At 70.7% G+C, this 18,654-nt stretch carries 15 protein-coding genes; 8 read left to right on the top strand and 7 right to left on the bottom strand.

The features are described 5' to 3' along the window. The first annotated feature begins 24 nt into the window (after positions 1-24). From CJ022_RS03785 to CJ022_RS03775, 3 genes are all read left to right on the top strand, one after another. Positions 25-912, top strand: a complete 888-nt coding sequence (locus CJ022_RS03785) for an acyl-CoA thioesterase (protein ID WP_101925357.1) — start codon at positions 25-27, stop codon at positions 910-912. A 5-nt stretch (positions 913-917) separates the two neighbouring features. Continuing rightward, positions 918-1,730: a DUF2007 domain-containing protein gene (locus CJ022_RS03780; RefSeq protein ID WP_143703883.1), complete on the top strand. Its 813-nt coding sequence runs from the start codon at positions 918-920 to the stop codon at positions 1,728-1,730. Positions 1,731-1,809: 79 nt separating this feature from the next. Continuing rightward, entirely contained in the window at positions 1,810-2,991 is a 1,182-nt protein-coding gene (locus CJ022_RS03775) for an RNA polymerase sigma factor (protein ID WP_101925355.1), read from the top strand. A gap of 394 nt (positions 2,992-3,385) precedes the next feature. On the opposite strand, the gene CJ022_RS03770 is transcribed toward CJ022_RS03775, so the two are convergent. After that, a complete protein-coding gene (locus tag CJ022_RS03770) occupies positions 3,386-4,051 on the bottom strand; it encodes an EF-hand domain-containing protein (RefSeq protein WP_101925354.1) in 666 nt (221 codons plus the stop codon). Between the two features lie 152 nt (positions 4,052-4,203). Between CJ022_RS03770 and CJ022_RS03765 the strand changes: the two genes are divergently transcribed. Beyond that, positions 4,204-4,956, top strand: a complete 753-nt coding sequence (locus CJ022_RS03765; protein ID WP_101925353.1) for an arginyltransferase — start codon at positions 4,204-4,206, stop codon at positions 4,954-4,956. Next, positions 4,953-6,194: an endonuclease/exonuclease/phosphatase family protein gene (locus CJ022_RS03760; RefSeq protein ID WP_101925352.1), complete on the top strand. Its 1,242-nt coding sequence runs from the start codon at positions 4,953-4,955 to the stop codon at positions 6,192-6,194. Before CJ022_RS03765 ends, CJ022_RS03760 begins: the two co-directional genes overlap by 4 nt. 124 nt (positions 6,195-6,318) lie before the next feature. Here CJ022_RS03760 and CJ022_RS03755 read toward each other — a convergent pair whose 3' ends face one another. Both CJ022_RS03755 and CJ022_RS03750 read right to left on the bottom strand, forming a co-directional pair. Continuing rightward, positions 6,319-6,831 (bottom strand): CinA family protein, encoded by a 513-nt coding sequence (locus CJ022_RS03755; RefSeq protein WP_101925351.1) that lies wholly within the window; start codon positions 6,829-6,831, stop codon positions 6,319-6,321. Positions 6,832-6,950: 119 nt separating this feature from the next. After that, complete coding sequence (locus CJ022_RS03750) at positions 6,951-9,506, bottom strand: TonB-dependent receptor (RefSeq protein ID WP_101925350.1); 2,556 nt, start codon at positions 9,504-9,506, stop codon at positions 6,951-6,953. 263 nt (positions 9,507-9,769) lie between these two features. Between CJ022_RS03750 and mutS the strand changes: the two genes are divergently transcribed. From mutS to CJ022_RS03735, 3 genes are all read left to right on the top strand, one after another. Next, the gene (gene mutS / locus CJ022_RS03745; RefSeq protein WP_101925349.1) at positions 9,770-12,367 is read left to right on the top strand and encodes a DNA mismatch repair protein MutS; all 2,598 of its coding nucleotides are present in this window, start codon (positions 9,770-9,772) and stop codon (positions 12,365-12,367) included. Positions 12,368-12,647: 280 nt separating this feature from the next. Further along, complete coding sequence (katG, locus tag CJ022_RS03740) at positions 12,648-14,900, top strand: catalase/peroxidase HPI (protein ID WP_101925348.1); 2,253 nt, start codon at positions 12,648-12,650, stop codon at positions 14,898-14,900. Positions 14,901-15,004: 104 nt separating this feature from the next. Beyond that, entirely contained in the window at positions 15,005-15,952 is a 948-nt protein-coding gene (locus tag CJ022_RS03735; RefSeq protein WP_101925347.1) for an SDR family NAD(P)-dependent oxidoreductase, read from the top strand. A 4-nt stretch (positions 15,953-15,956) separates the two neighbouring features. Here the strand turns inward: CJ022_RS03735 and CJ022_RS03730 are convergent, their stop codons facing one another. Genes CJ022_RS03730 through CJ022_RS03715 form a run of 4 tightly spaced genes read right to left on the bottom strand, consistent with a single transcriptional unit; the run spans position 15,957 to position 18,641 of the window. Beyond that, entirely contained in the window at positions 15,957-16,355 is a 399-nt protein-coding gene (locus CJ022_RS03730; RefSeq protein WP_101925346.1) for an RNA-binding S4 domain-containing protein, read from the bottom strand. Further along, positions 16,352-17,674: a sensor histidine kinase gene (locus CJ022_RS03725; RefSeq protein ID WP_233198588.1), complete on the bottom strand. Its 1,323-nt coding sequence runs from the start codon at positions 17,672-17,674 to the stop codon at positions 16,352-16,354. The genes CJ022_RS03730 and CJ022_RS03725 overlap by 4 nt, the downstream gene beginning before the upstream one ends. 14 nt (positions 17,675-17,688) lie before the next feature. Then, positions 17,689-18,351 (bottom strand): response regulator transcription factor, encoded by a 663-nt coding sequence (locus CJ022_RS03720; RefSeq protein ID WP_101925344.1) that lies wholly within the window; start codon positions 18,349-18,351, stop codon positions 17,689-17,691. Beyond that, positions 18,351-18,641: a PepSY domain-containing protein gene (locus CJ022_RS03715; protein ID WP_158238339.1), complete on the bottom strand. Its 291-nt coding sequence runs from the start codon at positions 18,639-18,641 to the stop codon at positions 18,351-18,353. The genes CJ022_RS03720 and CJ022_RS03715 overlap by 1 nt, the downstream gene beginning before the upstream one ends. Between the last annotated feature and the right edge of the window lie 13 nt (positions 18,642-18,654).

Here is an 18,654-nt window from a genome sequence, read left to right as displayed (position 1 = left end):
CCCTGCCGCCGACCGAAGACGCCGATGACGCCCCCCGTATCCGAACTGATCGACCTGCTGTCGCTCGAACGGCTGGAAGACAACCTGTTCCGCGGCCAGAGCCGCGACATCGGCACCAAGTACGTGTTCGGTGGCCAGGTGCTGGGCCAGGCGCTGTCGGCCGCGCAGGCGACGATGACGTCGCCGCGCCCGGCGCACTCGCTGCACGCGTATTTCCTGCGCGCCGGCAACGTCGACGCGCCGATCGTCTACGACGTCGACCGCACCCGTGACGGCGGCTCGTTTTCGGTGCGCCGGATCACCGCGATCCAGCACGGCAAGGTGATCTTCTTCTGCGCGGCCTCGTTCCAGGAAGCGGAGGCCGGCGCCGAACACCAGCTGTCGATGCCCGAGGTGCCGGCACCGGAAGACATCGAACCGCAGGACCCGCTGCCCGCGGCAGTGCTGGCGAAGCTGCCGGTCAAGGTGCAGCGCTGGCTCGACCGCAGCGGTCCCTTCGAATTCCGCCATGTCTACCCCCGCGACGAACTGCGCCCGCCCAAGCGTCCGCCGTTCCAGCAGATGTGGTTCCGCCTGACCGGACCGGTCGGCGATGCGCCGGCACTGCACCGGTCGTTGCTCGCCTACGCCTCCGACTTCCAGCTGCTCGGCACGGCGACGTTCCCGCACGGCATCAGCTATTACCAGCCGAACGTGCAGATGGCGTCGCTCGACCATGCGTTGTGGTTCCACCGGCCGTTCCGTGTCGACGACTGGCTGCTGTACGCGCTCGACAGTCCCAGCGCGCAGGGCGCGCGCGGCCTGGCGCGCGGGCAGATCTTCGATCGCGCCGGGCATCTGGTCGCCAGCACCGCGCAGGAAGGCATGATCCGCGTGCTGCCCGGCGACGCCACCGCACCGAAGGGGACCTGAGCCGCATGCGTCAGGTGTTCAGCAGTGCACGGATCGAAAACGTCGAAGGCGTCGCCAAGCTGTTGCGCGAAGCCGGGATCGAGGTCCAGATCACCAACGGCCGCTCCTACAAGGGCAATCGCCGCGGCAATTTCAGCTATCGCGACACGCCGACCGGCGAACGCCCGTCGGTGTGGGTCGTGCGATCGGACGAGCAGCCGCGCGCGCGCGAGCTGCTGCGCGGCGCTGGACTGCTGCAGACCGTGTCGACCGCGCGCGGTTATCTGCCGCAGGCGGACGTGGTCTTCGCCTCGGACAGCGCGCCGGCCAAGCGGCGGCTCAGCCGCACCGCCAAGATCCGGTACGTGCTGCTGGGCGGCGCGGTGCTGGGCATCGGCTTCGTCACCCTGCAGCGGCACTGGCCCGACGCCGCGCCGGACCCGGCACCGGTCGCGTCCGCACCGGCCGAGCCGCGGCTGGACATGGTGCCACCCACGGTCGAGGCCAGCGTGCATCGCATCGCCGTGCCGGCGGCGCTGGCCGCGGCCGTGCTGGGCGACGCCGTCGCCTCGATCGACGGTCCCGCCTGCGTCGCCGTCGATGGCGGCGATCCCGACGCGGCCCTGCTCGCGCGCCTGCAGGCCGGACGCCCCGACGTCCGGGCGCGTTCGTCCTGCGCCAGCGCAGCGGACGACGCACCGCCGAGCCTCGACGTCGGCAACTACCGCACCGACGGCTCGGGCATGGGCACCGTCGAGCTGACGACCGGCGAGGCGGACGCGCGGACCTTCGACGTCGAGCGCGTCGGCCGCGACTGGAGGTTCTCGCCGGCCGGGTGAGCTGGCATCCTGACGGCGTCGCGGTCACATCCGCCGCGCCGGCGTCGTCTGGGGAGACGACCATCGCAGGGAACGCCACATGCACACTGCCGTCGCGGAACTCACGCTCGAAGAACGCATCCACCGAGAACTGCCCGCCGCGCGCGGCGGCGACCAGGCCGCCTACGGGCGCATCGTCACCCTGAGCCAGAATGCGACGACCGCGATCGCACTGGCGATCACCCGCGACGTGCAGGCCAGCCAGGACATCGCGCAGGAGGCCTATCTCAGGGCCTGGCAGCAGCTCGCGCGCCTGCAGAACGTCACCAGCTTCCTGCCGTGGCTGCGCCAGATCACCCGCAATCTCGCCCGCGACCACCTGCGCGCGCGCCGCGAGCGCCTGATCGCCGGTGAGGCCGCCGACATCGCCATCGCCCAGGCCGCCGATCCCGATGCCTGCCCGATGCAGCAGATCATCGACGACGAAACCGGGCGCGTCGCCGCCGACCTGATCTCCGAATTGCCCGACGACAGCCGCGAAGTGCTGTTGCTGTACTACCGCGAAGGCGGCAACTCGAAACAGGTCGCCGCCTTGCTCGGCCTGTCGGACGCGGCGGTGCGCAAGCGGCTGTCGCGTGCGCGCCGCAGCCTGCGCGAGGACCTGGTCGCACGTTTCCGCGACTTCGCCGAAGGCTCGGCGCCGGGGACGGCGTTCACCCTGATCGTCACCGCCGGCCTCGCCACGCTGTCGAAGCCTGCCGCCGCCGGCACCCTCGCCGGTGTCGCCGCCGGCAGCGCGATGGGCGGCGGCATCGCCGGCAAGAGCGCGCTCGGCAGCGCCGGCGCCCTGGGCGCGGCCAGTGCCGGCCTGGCATTCGGCGGACTGACGGTGTGGCTGTGCCGCAAAATGGTGGCCCGCTACGCGGACACCGACGCCGAACGCCGCGCGATCCTGCGGCTCTACGACCGCTGGTTCGTGGCCGGCGGCGTGCTCGCGTTGCTCGTCATGTTTCCGGTCGGCTTTCTCGCCGAGACCGGTGTGCTGTCCTCGACATGGCTGGTGCTGTGCGTGGTCGCGATGATCGCAATCTACAACTATCCGATCATGACCAGCCTGCCCCGGCTGATGAATCCCCTGCTCGCACGCGATGCCGCACGTGATCCTAAGGGCGCCGCACGGCGCGCGCTCGCCTATCGCCTGATGTTCGGCACCAGCGGGCTGATCATCACCAATCTCGGCGTGGTCGGGGCGCTATTGATCCTGTTCCTGCAGCAGGCGTAGCGGCACCGGGTCGGCATCGCGGCGACCCTGCAGGTGCGCCTGCACGCAAGTGCGTGCAACGAGATGCCGCCGGCCGAAACCCGCGAAGAGCCCGACGCGCGCGAGCGCGCTCCGGCATGCACTTGCCTGCGCGGACGGCGTTCCTGACGCGCCAGCCGACGAATGCCGGACGCGGTGAAGCCCCGGTTCGTGTAGGAGCGCGCTCGCGTGCGAACACCGTTACGGCGATGCCGCAACGCACGCGCAACCTGCACGGGCGCTCCTCACAAAGCACCCGGGCACTCCGGGCGCAACACCGTCTCAATTGGCCGACGCCGGAATGTCCAACGTGCCGGAATCCCCCAAAAAAGAAGCCGCGCAATGCGCGGCTTCTCCGTGACCCGACGTCGCCGGCTCAGCGCTGCGGGCGACCCGCCTGCAGCTCTTCACGGCTCAGGAAGCCGTCGCCGTTCTCGTCCATCCAGGCGAAGCGCTCGGACAGGCGCGGCATCTTCTCGGTGGCCTCGACCCGGCTCAGCTTGCCGTCGCCGTTGAGATCCGCCGCGCGGAACTGCTCGTCGAATCGACGCGTGCCGGACGCCTCGCGCTCCACGCGCTTGGCCGCATGCCAGGTGCGCATTTCCGCGCGGGTGATGAAGCCGTCGCGGTTGCCGTCGATCGTGGCGAAGTCCTCGACCAGATCGAATCCGCCCGGCTTCTGCCCACGCGGACCGCGCTTGCCCTCGCCGCGGGCCGCGTTGCCACGTGCGGTCTCGCCACGTTCGGCGCGGGCGGCCTGGTGCGCGTCGCGTCGCGCCTGCCACGCCTGCTGCCCGGCCTCGGCTTCGGCGCGGCTGATGCGGCCGTCGTTGTCGGTGTCCAGGCGCGCGATACCGTCGACGCCTCCCATGCCGCGCGGTCCGTGCATGCCGTGGCCACGATGGCGTGCACCGTCGTGCGCACCGGCCTGCTTGGCCTGGCTGCCGGCCGCGGCGGGAACGGGATCCGCCGCGAATGCCGCGCCGGAGATCGAGAAGGTCAGCGCCGCGAACAGTGCGGCGTTCAGAGCTTTGGTCTGCATCGTGATAGTCCCATGGTCGCGGCACGGCGCCGCCTTGTGCAGGGATCAACGCGCCCTCCCGTCGATCGGTTGACCCGTCGCCAGGCCGGTTCAGCTGGCGGACGGCGTGCGCGGATCGCAATGCCTGCGACGCCCGGCGCTATGCTGACCGCATGCAGACCAACGCCCGCACCGAACCGGACGCGATCGCCACGGCCGACATGCGGCTGTTCCACACCGGCGCCCACGACTGCGGCTACCTGCCCGACCGCACTGCGCGCGATCTCGTGCTCGATCCGCGCGACCCGCGCCTGCCGGCGTTCTATCCGCAGGCGCTGCGCTGGGGATTCCGCCGCTCGGGCGACATCGTCTATCGCCCGCATTGCACCGGCTGCCGCGCCTGCGTCGCGGTGCGCATTCCGGTCGCGACGTTCGAACCCAGCCGGAGCCAGCGCCGCACGCTGGCGCGCAATCTCGACATTGAATCTCGCGTGGTGCCGTCGGAGCGCGACGACGAGCGCCTGGCGCTGTATCGCCGGTATCTCGCGTCGCGCCATCCGGGCGGCGGCATGGACGACCATGGCGCGCACGAGTTCGACCAGTTCCTGATCGGCAGCTGGAACGAGGGGCGGCTGCTGGAACTGCGCCTGCACGGGCGACTGGTCGCGGTCGCGGTTACCGATCTGTCGGACGACGCGCTGTCGGCCGTCTACACCTTCTTCGACCCCGACGAAGCGTCACGCGGCCTCGGCACACTGGCGATCCTGCGGCAGATCGCCTGGGCGCGACGCGACGGCAGGCAGCATCTGTATCTCGGCTACTGGATCGATGGACACCGCAAGATGGATTACAAACGCAAGTTCCGCCCGCTCGAAGGCTTCGATGGCCGCCAGTGGCGCGTGCTGCCACCGGAGATGACGGCATGACCCGCACCGCCCTGCTGCTGTCGCTGCTCGCACCGGTGCTGCTCGTCGTCGTGGCCTGCAGCGCTGCAGGCGATCGACGCCCGCCGTCCACCGGCGCGCTGGCAGCGCCGCGCGCGGATACGCTGCGCATCGCCACCTACAACGCCTCGCTCTACAGCGACGAGGCCGGTGGCCTGCTCGCGCGGCTGCAGGCCGACGACGCCGATGCCCAGCGGATCGCCGCAGTGCTGCAGCAGGTCCGCCCCGACATCGTGCTGCTCAACGAATTCGACTATGTCGCCGACGGCAGCGCCGCCGACCTGTTCCAGCGCGCCTTTCTCGAACGTCCGCAGACCGGTGGCGGGGCGCCGCTGCGCTATCCCTACCGCTACCTCGCACCGGTCAACACCGGCGTGCCGAGCGGCCTGGACCTCGACGGCAACGGCACGGTCGGCGGCGACGGCCGCGACCGCGGCAACGATGCCTGGGGTTACGGCCTGCATCCGGGCCAGTACGGCATGCTGCTGCTGTCGCGGTATCCGATCGATGCCGATGCCGTGCGCACGTTCCAGCAACTGCGCTGGCAGACGATGCCCGACGCCGCGCGACCCGTGGTGCCCGACACGGGTCGCCCGTTCCATGCGGATGCGGTGTGGTCGCAGCTGCGGCTGTCGTCGAAGTCCCACTGGGACGTGCCGGTACGCACGCCGCACGGCGTCCTGCACGTGCTGGCCGCGCATCCCACGCCGCCCGCGTTCGATGGCCCGGAGCAGCGCAACGTCGCGCGCAATCGCGACGAGATCCGCCTGTGGCGCGACTACATCACCCCCGGCCCGCGGCCCTGGCTCTGCGACGACGCCGGCACCTGCGGCGGTCTGGCGCCGGAGGCGCGCTTCGTGATCCTCGGCGATCTGAACAACGATCCGACCGACGGATCCGGTGACCACGACGCGATCCGCGAACTGCTCGAGCATCCGCGCGTGCTGCGCATGGCGACGCCGCGCAGCGAAGGCGCGATCGAAGCCGCGGCGACCGGCGGCGGCGCGAATGCCGGACATCGCGGTGCCGCGGCGCACGACACCGGCAGCTTCGGCCCGCGTGTCGGCAATCTGCGGCTCGATTACGTCTTGCCGTCGACGGGCCAGGCGCTGGTCGACAGCGGCGTGTTCTGGCCGCGCAGCGACGCGCCCCATGCCGACATCGTCGGCGGCAGCGATCACCGTCTGGTGTGGGTGGACGTGGCGCCCGGCGACGACTGACCGTCGCCACGCGGCCGCAGTCGCGCTCGCGATCCGCCGGAGTCCTGCAAACGTCGAGGCCCGTGACGTGTCCAGTCCCTGCGTGCACGCCCGCATCGGCCTTGCGGCCGACGCAGGCCTCGCGTCAGCGTTCCGCGACCGTCGTCGCCAGTCCGTGCAGCGCCGCTTCGACGGTCTGCCGGCGCACCGCATCGCGATCCCCGGCGAACAGGAAATCCTGGGCACGCGCGTAGCCGCCGCGCCGCTTCCAGCCGATCCACACCGTGCCGACCGGCTTGTCCTCGCTACCGCCGCCGGGGCCGGCGATGCCGGTCACCGCGACCGCGATGCTCGCGCCCGAGTTCACCAGCGCGCCGGACACCATCTCGATGACGGTCTCGCGGCTGACCGCGCCGTGGCGTTCCAGCGTATGCGGGGTGACGCCGAGCAGCGCCTGCTTGGCCTCGTAGCTGTAGGCCGCCAGCCCGCAATCGAACCAGTCCGAGCAGCCGGCGATGTCGGTCATCGTCTTCGCGATCCAGCCGCCGGTGCAGCTCTCGGCGGTGACGAGGCGATGGTGCGCGTCGCGCAGCAGATGACCGGTGCGTTCGGCCAGCGCCTGCAGCGTCGCGTCGGAGGGAATGTCGGCCTGGATCATCGTGCGCGCCCGCGGGAAGGCCTGCCGTTGTACCGCAAATCCCCGCGCCGCGCGTCCGCCCCGACATGCGAACGGGCGGACCGAAGCCGGCCCGCCCGTCGTGTCACGCCGCGTTGCGATCAGTAGCGGACGCGCAGCGTCATGCCGTAGGTGCGTGGCGCCCCGAGGAAGGCGTTGAACGAACCGGTCTGGATCGGCGCGTCGATGCCGACCTGCTTGTAGGTCTCGTCGGTCAGGTTCTGGCCCCAGAATTCCAGCATCCAGCGCTGGTCCTGGCGGCCGAAGCCGACGCGTGCGTTGAGCAGGGTGTAGGCGTCCTGCATCTTCTCCGGCTTGAGGTCCGAGCCGGTGTTGTATTCCGACATGTACTTCGCGCCGATATTGAAGCGGCCCTGCAGCGTCGAGCCGATGTCCCACTGGTAGGTGGCCGAGGCATTGCCCGACCACTCCGGCGCGAAGCTCATCTGCCCGCCCGGCAGCAGCGGCAGGTCGGGCACGATGTCGTCGCCGTACTCGGTCTCCGCGTACGTCACACCACCCTGCAGCATCAGGCCGGGCATGCGGGTCTGCCACAGCACCTCGGCGTCGATGCCGCGCGAGGTGACTTCGGGGATCGACCGCACGACGAACGCGGTGCCGAGGAAGCTGTTGAGCTGGAAGTCCTCGTAGGTCTGGTGGAACAGCGCCGCGTTGAGCAGCAGGTTGCCCTCGGCCCAGTTGGTCTTGATGCCCAGCTCGTAGCTGTCGACGAATTCGCCGGCGAACGAGGTGTCGTCGACCGGCGTGATGCCGACCTGCACGCGGTCCAGGTTGAAGCCGCCGGCCTTGTAGCCGCGCGAACCCGAGACGTAGGTCATCACGTCGTCCGACCAGTCGTAGGCGACCTTCAAGGTGCCCGACCATTCCTTCTCCGTGCGCTCCTGGAACGTGCTGCGCCCGTTGTGCGCGATGTTGGCCCACGGCAGGCACATGAAGCCGGCGACCTGCGGCGCGATCGCCGGCACCAGGCCCGCCAGCAGCTGCTGCTGCAGCGCGGGCGGCAGGCTGGCGAAGCCGTTGATGCGCTGCGCCAGCGCCCCGCCGACGCGCGCGCCCGGATTGGCCAGCGTCGCCGCGCAGCCCTGCGCCCCGCTGGGGTTCGCGTAATCCGACTGCAGGGTCTTCTTCTCGCGGGTGTAGCGCAGACCCAGGGTGATATCCAGCGCGTCGGTCGCGTGGAAGGTGTTGTTGGTGAAGAACGCCGCGCTCTTCGCGCTCTGCTCGTAGCGGTCGAGCGCGCCCTGGCCGGTGAAGTTGGTGCCGAACGGACGTCCGCTGACCTGCGACAGGAACGTCGCCGGATTCGCGGTGTTGACCGTCAGCCCCAGCGGCGCGAGCTGCGCCGCCAGCGCGGGCAGCACCTGCGAGGCGACGGCGGTCGACATATAGGGCTCGTAGGCGGCGCCGAAATAGTACGAGTCGTTTCGGCCCAGATCCTCGTCCGCGTAGAACAGGCCGACCATCCAGTCGAGTTTGTCGCTCGACCCGGTCAAGCGCAGTTCCTGGCTGAAATTCTCGAACTTCACCACCGACCCGTCCTCGTTCGGCGGGCGGTAAAGGATGTCGGCGCCGCTGTAGTCGAAATCGATGCTGGTGATCGCCTTCCAGTCGCGGAAGGCGGTGATCGAGGTCAGCACCGCGTCGTTGGCCCAGGGCGTGGTCCAGTTGACCTCGGCCGAAACGCCCTTGTCCTTGAGATCCTGTTCGGTCGTACGGTTGGCGTAGGCGAGGCGGCGGTCGAGATCCACGACCGGAATCACGCCCTCGCCGCCCGGCGTCAGCGCATCGATGATCGGGGCGGTCGGGCCGCGCTGGGTCGTCACCGACACGCAGCAGTTCTCTTCGCGGCTGGTGTAGTCGCCGATGAAGTTGATGTTGAGGTTCGGCGTCGGCTCGAACAGCAGCTGGCCGCGCATCGAGTGGTAGTTCTGGTCGCCGTCGTCGGTCTCCACGCGCGGGCCGCCCGAGGTGTCGACGTTGTCGACGCCGTCGCGCTTGCGCTTGGTCGCGTAGATCCGGAACGCGGCATTGTCGCTGAGCGCGTCGTTATACGCGCCGGACACGCCGATCAGGCCGTAGTTGCCGACCGTGACTTCGCCTTCCGCCGACTGCGTGTAGCTCGGCCGCCGGGTGATCACGTTGATGACGCCGGCCGAGGTGTTCTTGCCGAACACGGTGCCCTGCGGCCCCTTGAGCACTTCGATGCGCTCCATTTCGCCGAGATCGCCGAAACCCACGCTGTTGCGCGCGCGGTAGACGCCGTCGATGACGATGCCGACCGAGGATTCCAGGCCCGGGTTGTCGCCCACCGTGCCGATGCCGCGGATGCGCGCGGTGGTCTGCGCCGCCGACTGCGTGCTGGTGACGGTGAGGCCGGGCACCAGCACCTGCATGTCCTTGATGTCGCGCACGCCGGTGTCCTGCAGCAGCTGTTCGGGCAGCACGTTGATGACGATCGGCACGTCCTGCAGCGCTTCCTCGCGCTTCTGCGCGGTCACCGTGATCGCCGACAGCGTGGTCGGCGTGTCCGGATCGTCGGGCGTCGACTGGGCGTGGGCGGCGGGCAGAACCGTCGCGGCGAGCGCGACGACGACGGCGTGACTGAGCAGGCTGCGACGCAACTGGCGTGTATCCATGGTGTCCCCCGAATGACATGTGTGGTTTTCGAAAAAACCGTCGCCCGACGGCGTTGCGCCATCGGGAAGCCCCGCCGTTCCGGTCGCGCGTGGGGACATGACCGGAACGTCCGACAATCGCTTGTCTTGACGGAAACCTAACACAATTCCGGACGCGTGCGACCGGGGTTTCCGGCCCGTCGCGACGCGGCGCCGGGCCCGGATTCGGGGGCCGACGCGAGCCGTTTCAGGCAGACTATGCGGCCGGCCCGCCGAGTGATTTGATGTCCGCGCCACAGCACACGCCATTGATGCAGCAGTTCTTCGCCGCCAAGGCCGATCACCCCGACGTGCTGCTGTTCTTCCGCATGGGCGACTTCTACGAGCTGTTCTACGACGACGCCCGCAAGGCCGCCCGCCTGCTCGACATCACCCTGACCCAGCGCGGCAATTCGGCCGGCGCGCCGATTCCGATGGCCGGCGTGCCGCACCACGCGGCGGAGGGCTATCTGGCGCGGCTGGTCGCGCTCGGCGAATCGGTCGCGATCTGCGAGCAGATCGGCGATCCCGCGGCGAGCAAGGGCCTGGTCGAACGCAAGGTGGTGCGCATCGTCACGCCCGGCACGGTGACCGACGAGGCGCTGCTGCAGGAGCGCCGCGACACCCTGCTGCTGGCCGTCGCGCGCCATCGCAACGGCCAGTACGGCCTCGCCTGGGCGGACCTCGCCGGTGGCCGCTTCCTGGTCTGCGAGTGCGCGAACGAGGACACGCTGGAGGCCGAGATCTCGCGGCTCGATCCCGCCGAGCTGCTGGTGCCCGACGAAGACGGCTGGCCGGCCTTCCTCTCCGAACGCACCGGTGCGCGCCGCCGACCGCCGTGGCTGTTCGATGCGGAATCGGGCCGGCGCCAGCTGCTGCAGTTCTTCGGCCTGCACGACCTCACCGGCTTCGGCATCGAGGACAAGCCGCTGGCCGTCGCCGCGGCCGGCGCCCTGCTCGGCTACGTCGAGGAAACCCAGAAACAGCGGCTGCCGCACCTGACCTCGATCAGCGTGGAAAGCGGCGACGGCGCGATCGCGATGAACGCCGCGACCCGGCGGCATCTGGAACTCGACACGCGCGTCGACGGCGAGACGCGGCACACCCTGCTCGGCGTGCTCGACAGCACGGTGACGCCGATGGGCGGCCGCCTGCTGCGGCGCTGGCTGCACCGTCCCCTGCGCGACCGCGCCGTGCTCGAGGCGCGCCTGCATGCGGTGCAGACGCTGCTCGATTCCGGCAGCGACGCCGATCTGCGCGAGCGCTTCCGCGCGCTCGGCGATCTGGAGCGCGTGCTGACGCGCATCGCGTTGCGCTCGGCCCGGCCGCGCGACCTGTCGACGCTGCGCGACGGCCTGGCCTTGCTGCCCGGCCTGCGCACGGTGCTCGGCGCGCTCGACTCGCCCCGCCTGCGCGCGCTGCACGACGGCCTCGGCGAGCACGCGGCCGAAGCGCACCTGCTTGCCTCGGCGCTGGTCGAACAGCCTCCGGTGCTGGCGCGCGACGGTGGCGTCTTCGCCGACGGCCACGATGCCGAACTGGCCGAACTGCGGCGGCTGAGCACGCACGCCGACCAGTTCCTCGTCGATCTCGAGACCCGCGAGCGCGAGGCCAGCGGCATCGCGACGCTGAAGGTCGGCTACAACCGCGTGCACGGCTACTACATCGAGATCTCCAAGGCCCACGCCGGCAAGGCGCCGACGCACTACACGCGGCGGCAGACGCTGACCAATGCCGAGCGCTACATCACCGAGGAGCTCAAGGCGTTCGAGGACAAGGTGCTGTCGGCGCGCGAACGGTCGCTGGCGCGCGAGCGGCTGCTCTACGAACAACTGCTCGACACGCTGGGCGAGCGCCTGGAATCGCTGAAGCAGTGCGCCAGCGCGCTCAGCGAACTCGACGTGCTGGCCTGCTTCGGCGAGCGCGCGCAGGCGCTGGACTGGTCGCGACCGCAGCTGACCGACGCGCCGGGCCTGTGCATCGAGCGCGGCCGGCATCCCGTGGTCGAGGCGGTGCGCAAGGCGCCGTTCGAACCCAACGATCTGGTGCTCGGCGATGGCGACGAGTTCCGCGCACGCCGCATGCTGGTCATCACCGGCCCGAACATGGGCGGCAAGAGCACCTACATGCGCCAGAACGCGCTGATCGTGCTGCTCGCCCACATCGGCAGTTTCGTGCCCGCGTCGCGCGCGGTGCTCGGGCCGATCGACCGGATCCTCACCCGCATCGGCGCCGGTGACGATCTCGCCAAGGGCCAGTCGACCTTCATGGTCGAAATGGCCGAGACCAGCTACATCCTGCATCACGCGACCGACCGGTCGCTGGTGCTGATGGACGAGATCGGGCGCGGCACGTCGACCTACGACGGCCTCGCACTGGCCGATGCCTGCGCGCGCCATCTCGCCGGGACCAACCGCAGCTACACCCTGTTCGCGACGCACTACTTCGAACTGACCGCGCTGGCCCAGCCGGGCAGCGGCATCGCCAACGTCCATCTGGACGCGGTCGAACACCGCGACCGCAGCGGCGCCGAAACGCTGGTGTTCATGCATGCGGTCAAGGACGGGCCGGCGGACCGCAGCTTCGGCCTGCAGGTCGCGGCACTGGCCGGCCTGCCGAAGTCGGTGGTGCGCGATGCACGCGCGCGGCTGGCGGAGCTGGAACGCGGCCGCGACACGCCGGCGCCGGCGCCCTTGTCGGCCGGCAATCTCGACAGCCCGCAGCAGATCGGCCTGTTCGCACCGCCGTCGGCAGCGGTCGAGGCGCTGGCGGGGCTGGATCCCGACGAGCTGACGCCGAAGCAGGCCCTCGAAGCGCTGTACCGGCTGCGCGCACTGCTCTGAGCCGCTGCCCGGCAAAGCTCTACGACGCGCATCCCGCCCGCTGGTCCGATAGCCCCGAGCTATCAGACCAGGCCACACAATCAATTTCCCTTTCGATCGCCGGCCCGCCAGTCTGAACGGCATCAGCAGCGAGCCGCGCGCCCCGCGCCTGCCAGCCGGACGACACGGCCGGTGCGCGCGTCCGCCTGAGCCGGACCGGCCACGCGCCGGTCATCGATCCATCGCAGGCGCGTGCTGGAATCCAGTCCGGAATCCACGCGATCCGCCACAGGGAGAGACCATGTCGACCGAAGCACAATGTCCGTTCAAGCACGCCGCCGGTGGCGGCACGACCAACCGTGACTGGTGGCCGAAACAGTTGCGGCTCGATCTGCTGAGCCAGCACTCGGCGAAGTCCGACCCGATGGGCGGCGATTTCGATTACGCGGACGCGTTCTCGCAGCTCGACCTCGCCGCGGTGAAGCGCGACCTCGCCGCGCTGATGACCGATTCCCAGGACTGGTGGCCAGCCGACTTCGGCCATTACGGCGGCCTGTTCGTGCGCATGGCGTGGCACAGCGCCGGCACCTACCGCATCGGCGACGGGCGCGGCGGCGGCGGTCGCGGCCAGCAGCGCTTCGCACCGCTCAACAGCTGGCCGGACAACGTCAGCCTCGACAAGGCCCGCCGCCTGCTGTGGCCGATCCAGCAGAAGTACGGCCGCGCCCTGTCCTGGGCCGACCTGATGATCCTCACCGGCAACGTCGCGCTGGAGACCATGGGCTTCAAGACCTTCGGTTTCGCCGGCGGCCGCGAGGACACCTGGGAGCCGGACCTCGACGTGTACTGGGGCGCGGAAACGACCTGGCTCGGCGGTGACGTGCGCTACGCGCACGGCTCGGAAGGCGTCGAGAAGCCGGGCGACCATGGCGTGCTGGTGTCCGACGACAACGCCGATGGCGACACCCACACGCGCCGCCTGGAAAATCCGCTGGCTGCGGTGCAGATGGGCCTGATCTACGTGAATCCGGAGGGCCCGGACGGCAATCCCGACCCGCTGCTCGCCGCGCGCGACATCCGCGACACCTTCGGCCGCATGGCGATGGACGACGAGGAAACCGTCGCGCTGATCGCCGGCGGCCACAGCTTCGGCAAGACCCACGGCGCCGGCCCGGCCGACAACGTCGGCGCCGAGCCCGAGGCCGACGAGCTCGAAGCCCAGGGCTTCGGCTGGCACAACCGGTTCGGCAGCGGCAAGGCCGGCGACACGATCACCAGCGGCCTCGAAGTCACCTGGACGAAGACGCCCGCGCAGTGGAGCAACGACTTCTTCGAGCACCTGTTCGGTTTCGAGTGGGAGCTGACCAAGAGCCCCGCCGGCGCCCACCAGTGGACCGCGAAGAATGCCGAGGCGACGATTCCGCACGCGCACGATCCGTCGAAGAAGCTCGTCCCGACGATGCTGACGACCGACCTGTCGCTGCGCGTCGACCCCGCCTACGAAAAGATCTCCCGCCGCTTCCTCGAGAACCCGGACCAGTTCGCCGATGCGTTCGCACGTGCGTGGTTCAAGCTGACCCATCGCGACATGGGGCCGCGCGCGCGCTACCTCGGCCCGGACGTGCCGGACGAGGAACTGATCTGGCAGGACCCCGTGCCCGCCGTCGACCATGCCCTCGTCGACGAGACGGACATCGCGGCGCTGAAGCGGACGATCCGCGACAGCGGCCTGTCGGTCGCCGAACTGGTGTCCACTGCGTGGGCCTCGGCCTCGACGTTCCGCGGCGGCGACAAGCGTGGCGGTGCGAACGGTGCGCGCGTGCGGCTGGCGCCGCAGAAGGACTGGGCCGTCAACGCACCGGAGCAGCTGGCCGGCGTGCTCCGCACGCTCGAAGGCATCGCGCAGGACTTCAACGGGTCCGCGTCGGGCGGCAAGAAGATCTCGCTGGCCGACCTCATCGTGCTGGCGGGCAATGCCGCGGTCGAGCAGGCGGCCGAGGCCGCGGGCGTGCGCGTCACCGTGCCGTTCTCGCCGGGCCGCACCGATGCGAGCGAAGCGCAGACCGATGTCGCCTCGTTCGCGCCGCTGGAGCCGGATGCCGACGGCTTCCGCAACTACGTGCGCGCGCGGTTCGCCGTGCCCGCCGAGCATCTGCTGATCGACCGCGCCCAGCGCCTGACGCTGACCGCGCCCGAGATGACGGTGCTGGTCGGCGGCCTGCGGGTCCTCGGTGCGAATGCCGGTCAGTCCTCGCAGGGCGTGCTGACCGATCGCCCGGGCGTGCTGAGCAACGACTTCTTCGTCAACCTGCTCGACATGGGCACGGCGTGGTCGCCGACCTCGGAGGCCCGCGAGGCCTTCCACGGCAGTGACCGCGCGACCGGCGCGCCGCGCTGGCAGGCGTCGCGCGTGGATCTGGTGTTCGGTGCCAATGCGGTGCTGCGCGCGCTGTCGGAGGTCTATGCCAGCGCCGACGCGCAGGAGAAGTTCGTGCAGGACTTCGTTGCCGCCTGGACCAAGGTCATGGAACTGGACCGCTTCGATCTGAAGTAAGCGACGACGCTGCAGACCATTCCGCGCCGGCGGCTGCCCGGCGCGGAACCCGGCCACGAGGCGCCCTACACTGGGGCGCCTTTTTTGTTGGGAACCGTCGCGCCATGTCCGTCGATCCACGCCGTCGTCTGCTGCTGCAATCCGGTCTCCTCGCCGCCCTTTCGTCGGCCGTGCCCGTCTTCGCGGCGGTGCCGCGCCTCGGGCCCACCACCACGGCCGAAGACGCGACCGCAGGACTCGACCTGCGCGGCAGGACGATCGTCGTCACCGGCTGCAATTCCGGCATCGGCCAGGAAACGATGCGCGTGCTGGCACTGCGTGGCGCGCACGTGATCGGCACGGCGCGGTCGCGTGCCAAGGGCGAGGCCGCGTGCGCGGCGGTCGACGGCCGGGCGACACCGGTGGTGCTGGATCTCGCGGACTTCGACTCGGTGGGCGCCTGCAGCGAGGCGATCCGTGCGCTGGACGTGCCGGTCGACGCGCTGGTCTGCAACGCCGGCATCGTGCTCGGCGACCTCGAACAGATCGACGGCCTCGAGAAGACCTTCGTGGTCAACCATCTCGGCCACCACCTGCTGGTGCGACGCCTGCTCGATCGCGTCATCGCCGCGCCGCAGGGCCGCGTCGTCGTGCTCGGCAGCGGCGACGAGCGCAACGCGCCGCCCGGCGGCATCCAGTTCGACGATCTGTCCGGCGCCACCTGGGAGGCGCGCTACGCGCATTCCAAACTCGCCAACGGCCTGTTCTCGCTGGAACTCGCGCGGCGGCTGGCCGGCACGCGCGCGACCTCCAACTGCGTCTCGCCCGGCCACGTGCGCAGCAACATCCTGCGCAACGTCGGCAGCCGCTATCGCGAGGATGCGCGCAGCGTGGCGCAGGGCGCGGCGACGCCGTGCTGGCTGGCGGCCTCGCCGGACGTCGCGGGTCGCAGCGGCGACTTCTGGCGCGATTTCGCGCCGGCCCGGCAGAGCGACACGCAACGCGATGCGGCGATGGCGGCGCGGCTGTGGGATGTGTCCGAAACGCTGCTGCGCGACTGGTTGCCGGCCTGAGCGCTCAGATCGCGTCGATATCGCCGAGCGCGCGGATCAACTTGCGCGCGCGCTTGTCGGGCTTGTGCTCCGGCGCCTGGTAACCGGCACGTGCGGCGCGCAGTTCGGCCATGCGTGCGTCGCGGGCGAGACGCGAGACTTCGGATTCCGCATACAGCGTCCGCGCGACCGCAGCCGGACCGCGCGAATCCGACAGCGCCTGGACTTCGATCTCGAACTGCTCCTCGCCGCGCGCGATGCGCAGCGCATCGCCGATCCGCACCGCGCGAGCCGGCTTGGCGCGCTGGCCGTCGACGTCGACCTTGCCGGTCTCGATCGCCTGTTTGGCCAGCGCGCGGGTCTTGAAGAAACGCGCCGCCCACAGCCACAGGTCCAGGCGCACGCTGGCCGTCGGTACGGTCATGGCGTCGCGGCATCGCCGGCGGGCAGATCGAGCGCCGCGCGCAGGCCGTCGGGAGAGGTGTCGAGCATCAGGCGGCCATCGTAGCTGCTGGCGATGTCGTCGACGATCGACAGTCCCAGGCCATGCCCCGGCACCTGCGTGTCCAGGCGTGCGCCGCGCTGCAGCGCCGTCGCCAGCAGATCGGCGGGCATGCCGGGGCCGTCGTCGATGACCGTGACGCGCAGGCGCTGCGCCTCGCGCGTCGCCTCGATCTGCACCCGGCCGCGCGCCCATTTGACGGCGTTGTCGACGAGGTTGCCGAGCATCTCTTCCAGATCCTCGCGTGCGCCGGCGAACACCAGATCGCCGGCAATGTCCGCCTGCAGCGCGATGCCCCCGTCGCTAGCCCGTGCGAACAGGGCGCACAGCGCGTCGACGACCGGCGCGACCGGCGTGCGCTGGCGCCCGTCGGTCGCGAAGCCGCTCGCGAGCCGCCGTTCGATCTCCGCGCGCATGCGCGCCACCTGCGCGGTGACGACGCCGGCGGTGCCCGGACCGGGCCGCTGCGCTTCGGCCGACAGCACCGTCAGCGGCGTCTTCAGCGCATGCGCGAGATCGGCCGCGGCGTGGCGCGCGCGCGCGACCCGACGGCCGTGTTCGTCGAGCAGGTCGTCGATCTGCTGCGCCAGCGGCGCGGCTTCGGCGGGCCAGCGCTCGCTGCCGAAGCGGATGTCGTCGCCGTTGCGCACGCGCGCCAGGGTCCGGCGCATCCGCCGCAATGGACGCAGGCCCCATTCGACCTGCCAGGCCAGCAACGCGAGCAGGGTCGCGGCGGCCGCGGCGAACGCCACCATCGCGTTGCGGCGGAAATCGCGGGTTTCGGCGATGACGTCGGCGCGGTCGCCGGCGACGAGGATCGGCACCGGCGCATCGACGTTCGGCAGGCGCAGCTGCTGCAGGCGCACGCGCAACTGCTGGCCGCGCGGTCCGGTGGTCTCGCTCCAGACCGCAGGACCCGGCGCGTCCGGCACGGCGATGTCGATCTCGCCGTCCCACAGCGAGCGCGCCTGCTGGCTGTCGGCGCCGGTGCCCACCCGCCAGTACCAGCCGGAGAACACCCGCGCATAGCGCTCGTCGGCCGGCTGGCGACGCAGCTGCCAGCCGCCGTCGGGGCGCGCTTCGACCAGTGCGGCGAGCGTGGCGAAATCGTCGTCGAGCCGGCGGTCGAGTGCGCGCTGGCCGGAGCGTTCGAACAACGCGCCCAGCACGCTGCCGGCCACCAGCGTGGCGACCCCCACGCCCGCGGCGCCGGCCAGCCACAGCCGCCAGCGCAGCGACATCGCGCGCATGCCGGTCAAGGCGCGTCCGCGAGCCGGAAGCCCTGCCCGCGCACGGTGTGCAGCAGGGCGACGCCGAGTTTGCGACGGATGCGGCCGATCAGCACGTCGAGCACGTTGGAATCGGGATCGTAGCCATTGTCGTAGACGTGCTCGCCGAGTTCGGCGCGGCTGACGACGCGGTCCGCGTGGTGCATCAGATAGGCGAGGATCCGGTACTCCTGCGCGGTCAGCGCCAGCGGATCGCCATCGAGCGCGAAGCGGCCCGCGTGCGCGTCGAGCTCCAGCGGGCCACACCGCAGGCGAGGCGATGCATGGCCGGCGCTGCGGCGGATCAGCGCGTGCAGGCGCAGCACCAGTTCCTCGATCTGGAACGGCTTGGTCAGGTAATCGTCGGCGCCCGCGTTGAAGCCGGCGAGTTTGTCGTGCCAGCGGCTACGCGCGGTCAGCACCAGCACCGGCAGCGTCTGCCCGGCCTCGCGCCAGCGGTGCAGCACGGACACGCCGTCGAGCCCGGGCAGGCCGAGGTCGAGCACGGCGGCGTCGTAGGCCTCGGTCTGGCCGCGGAACTCGGCCTCGGCGCCGTCGTCGACGCGATCCACCGCGAAACCGGCCGCGCCCAGCGCCGCGGCGACGCGATCGGCCAGTTCCGCATCGTCCTCGGCCAGAAGAATCCGCATCAGTCGTCGATCTCGATCTCGAGCAGGCGCCCGTCGCGCGCATCGTAGGTCAGTTCGGCGACGCGGCCGTCCGCCATCAGGATCTCGATCTCGTATTCGTCGTCGTCATCGTCGAGGTCCACTTCGACGACGCGCCCGGGATACCGCTGTTCGGCGTCGGCCAGCAGGACTTCCAGCCGCACCAGCTCGCCGCGGCGCACGCCGTCGCGTGCGTAGGCCGCATCGACGCGCGGCGGCTTGTCGCTGTCGGCATGCAACGGCATGTGCGCGCCGGTAAGGGCGAACGACACGACGGCGGCAGTC

The sequence above is a fragment of the Luteimonas rhizosphaerae genome, assembly GCF_002849595.1.
GTDB classification, from domain to species: domain Bacteria; phylum Pseudomonadota; class Gammaproteobacteria; order Xanthomonadales; family Xanthomonadaceae; genus Luteimonas; species Luteimonas cellulosilyticus.
The sequence above is the reverse complement of the archived record's forward strand: the minus strand, read 5'-3'. Positions and strand labels throughout refer to the sequence as shown.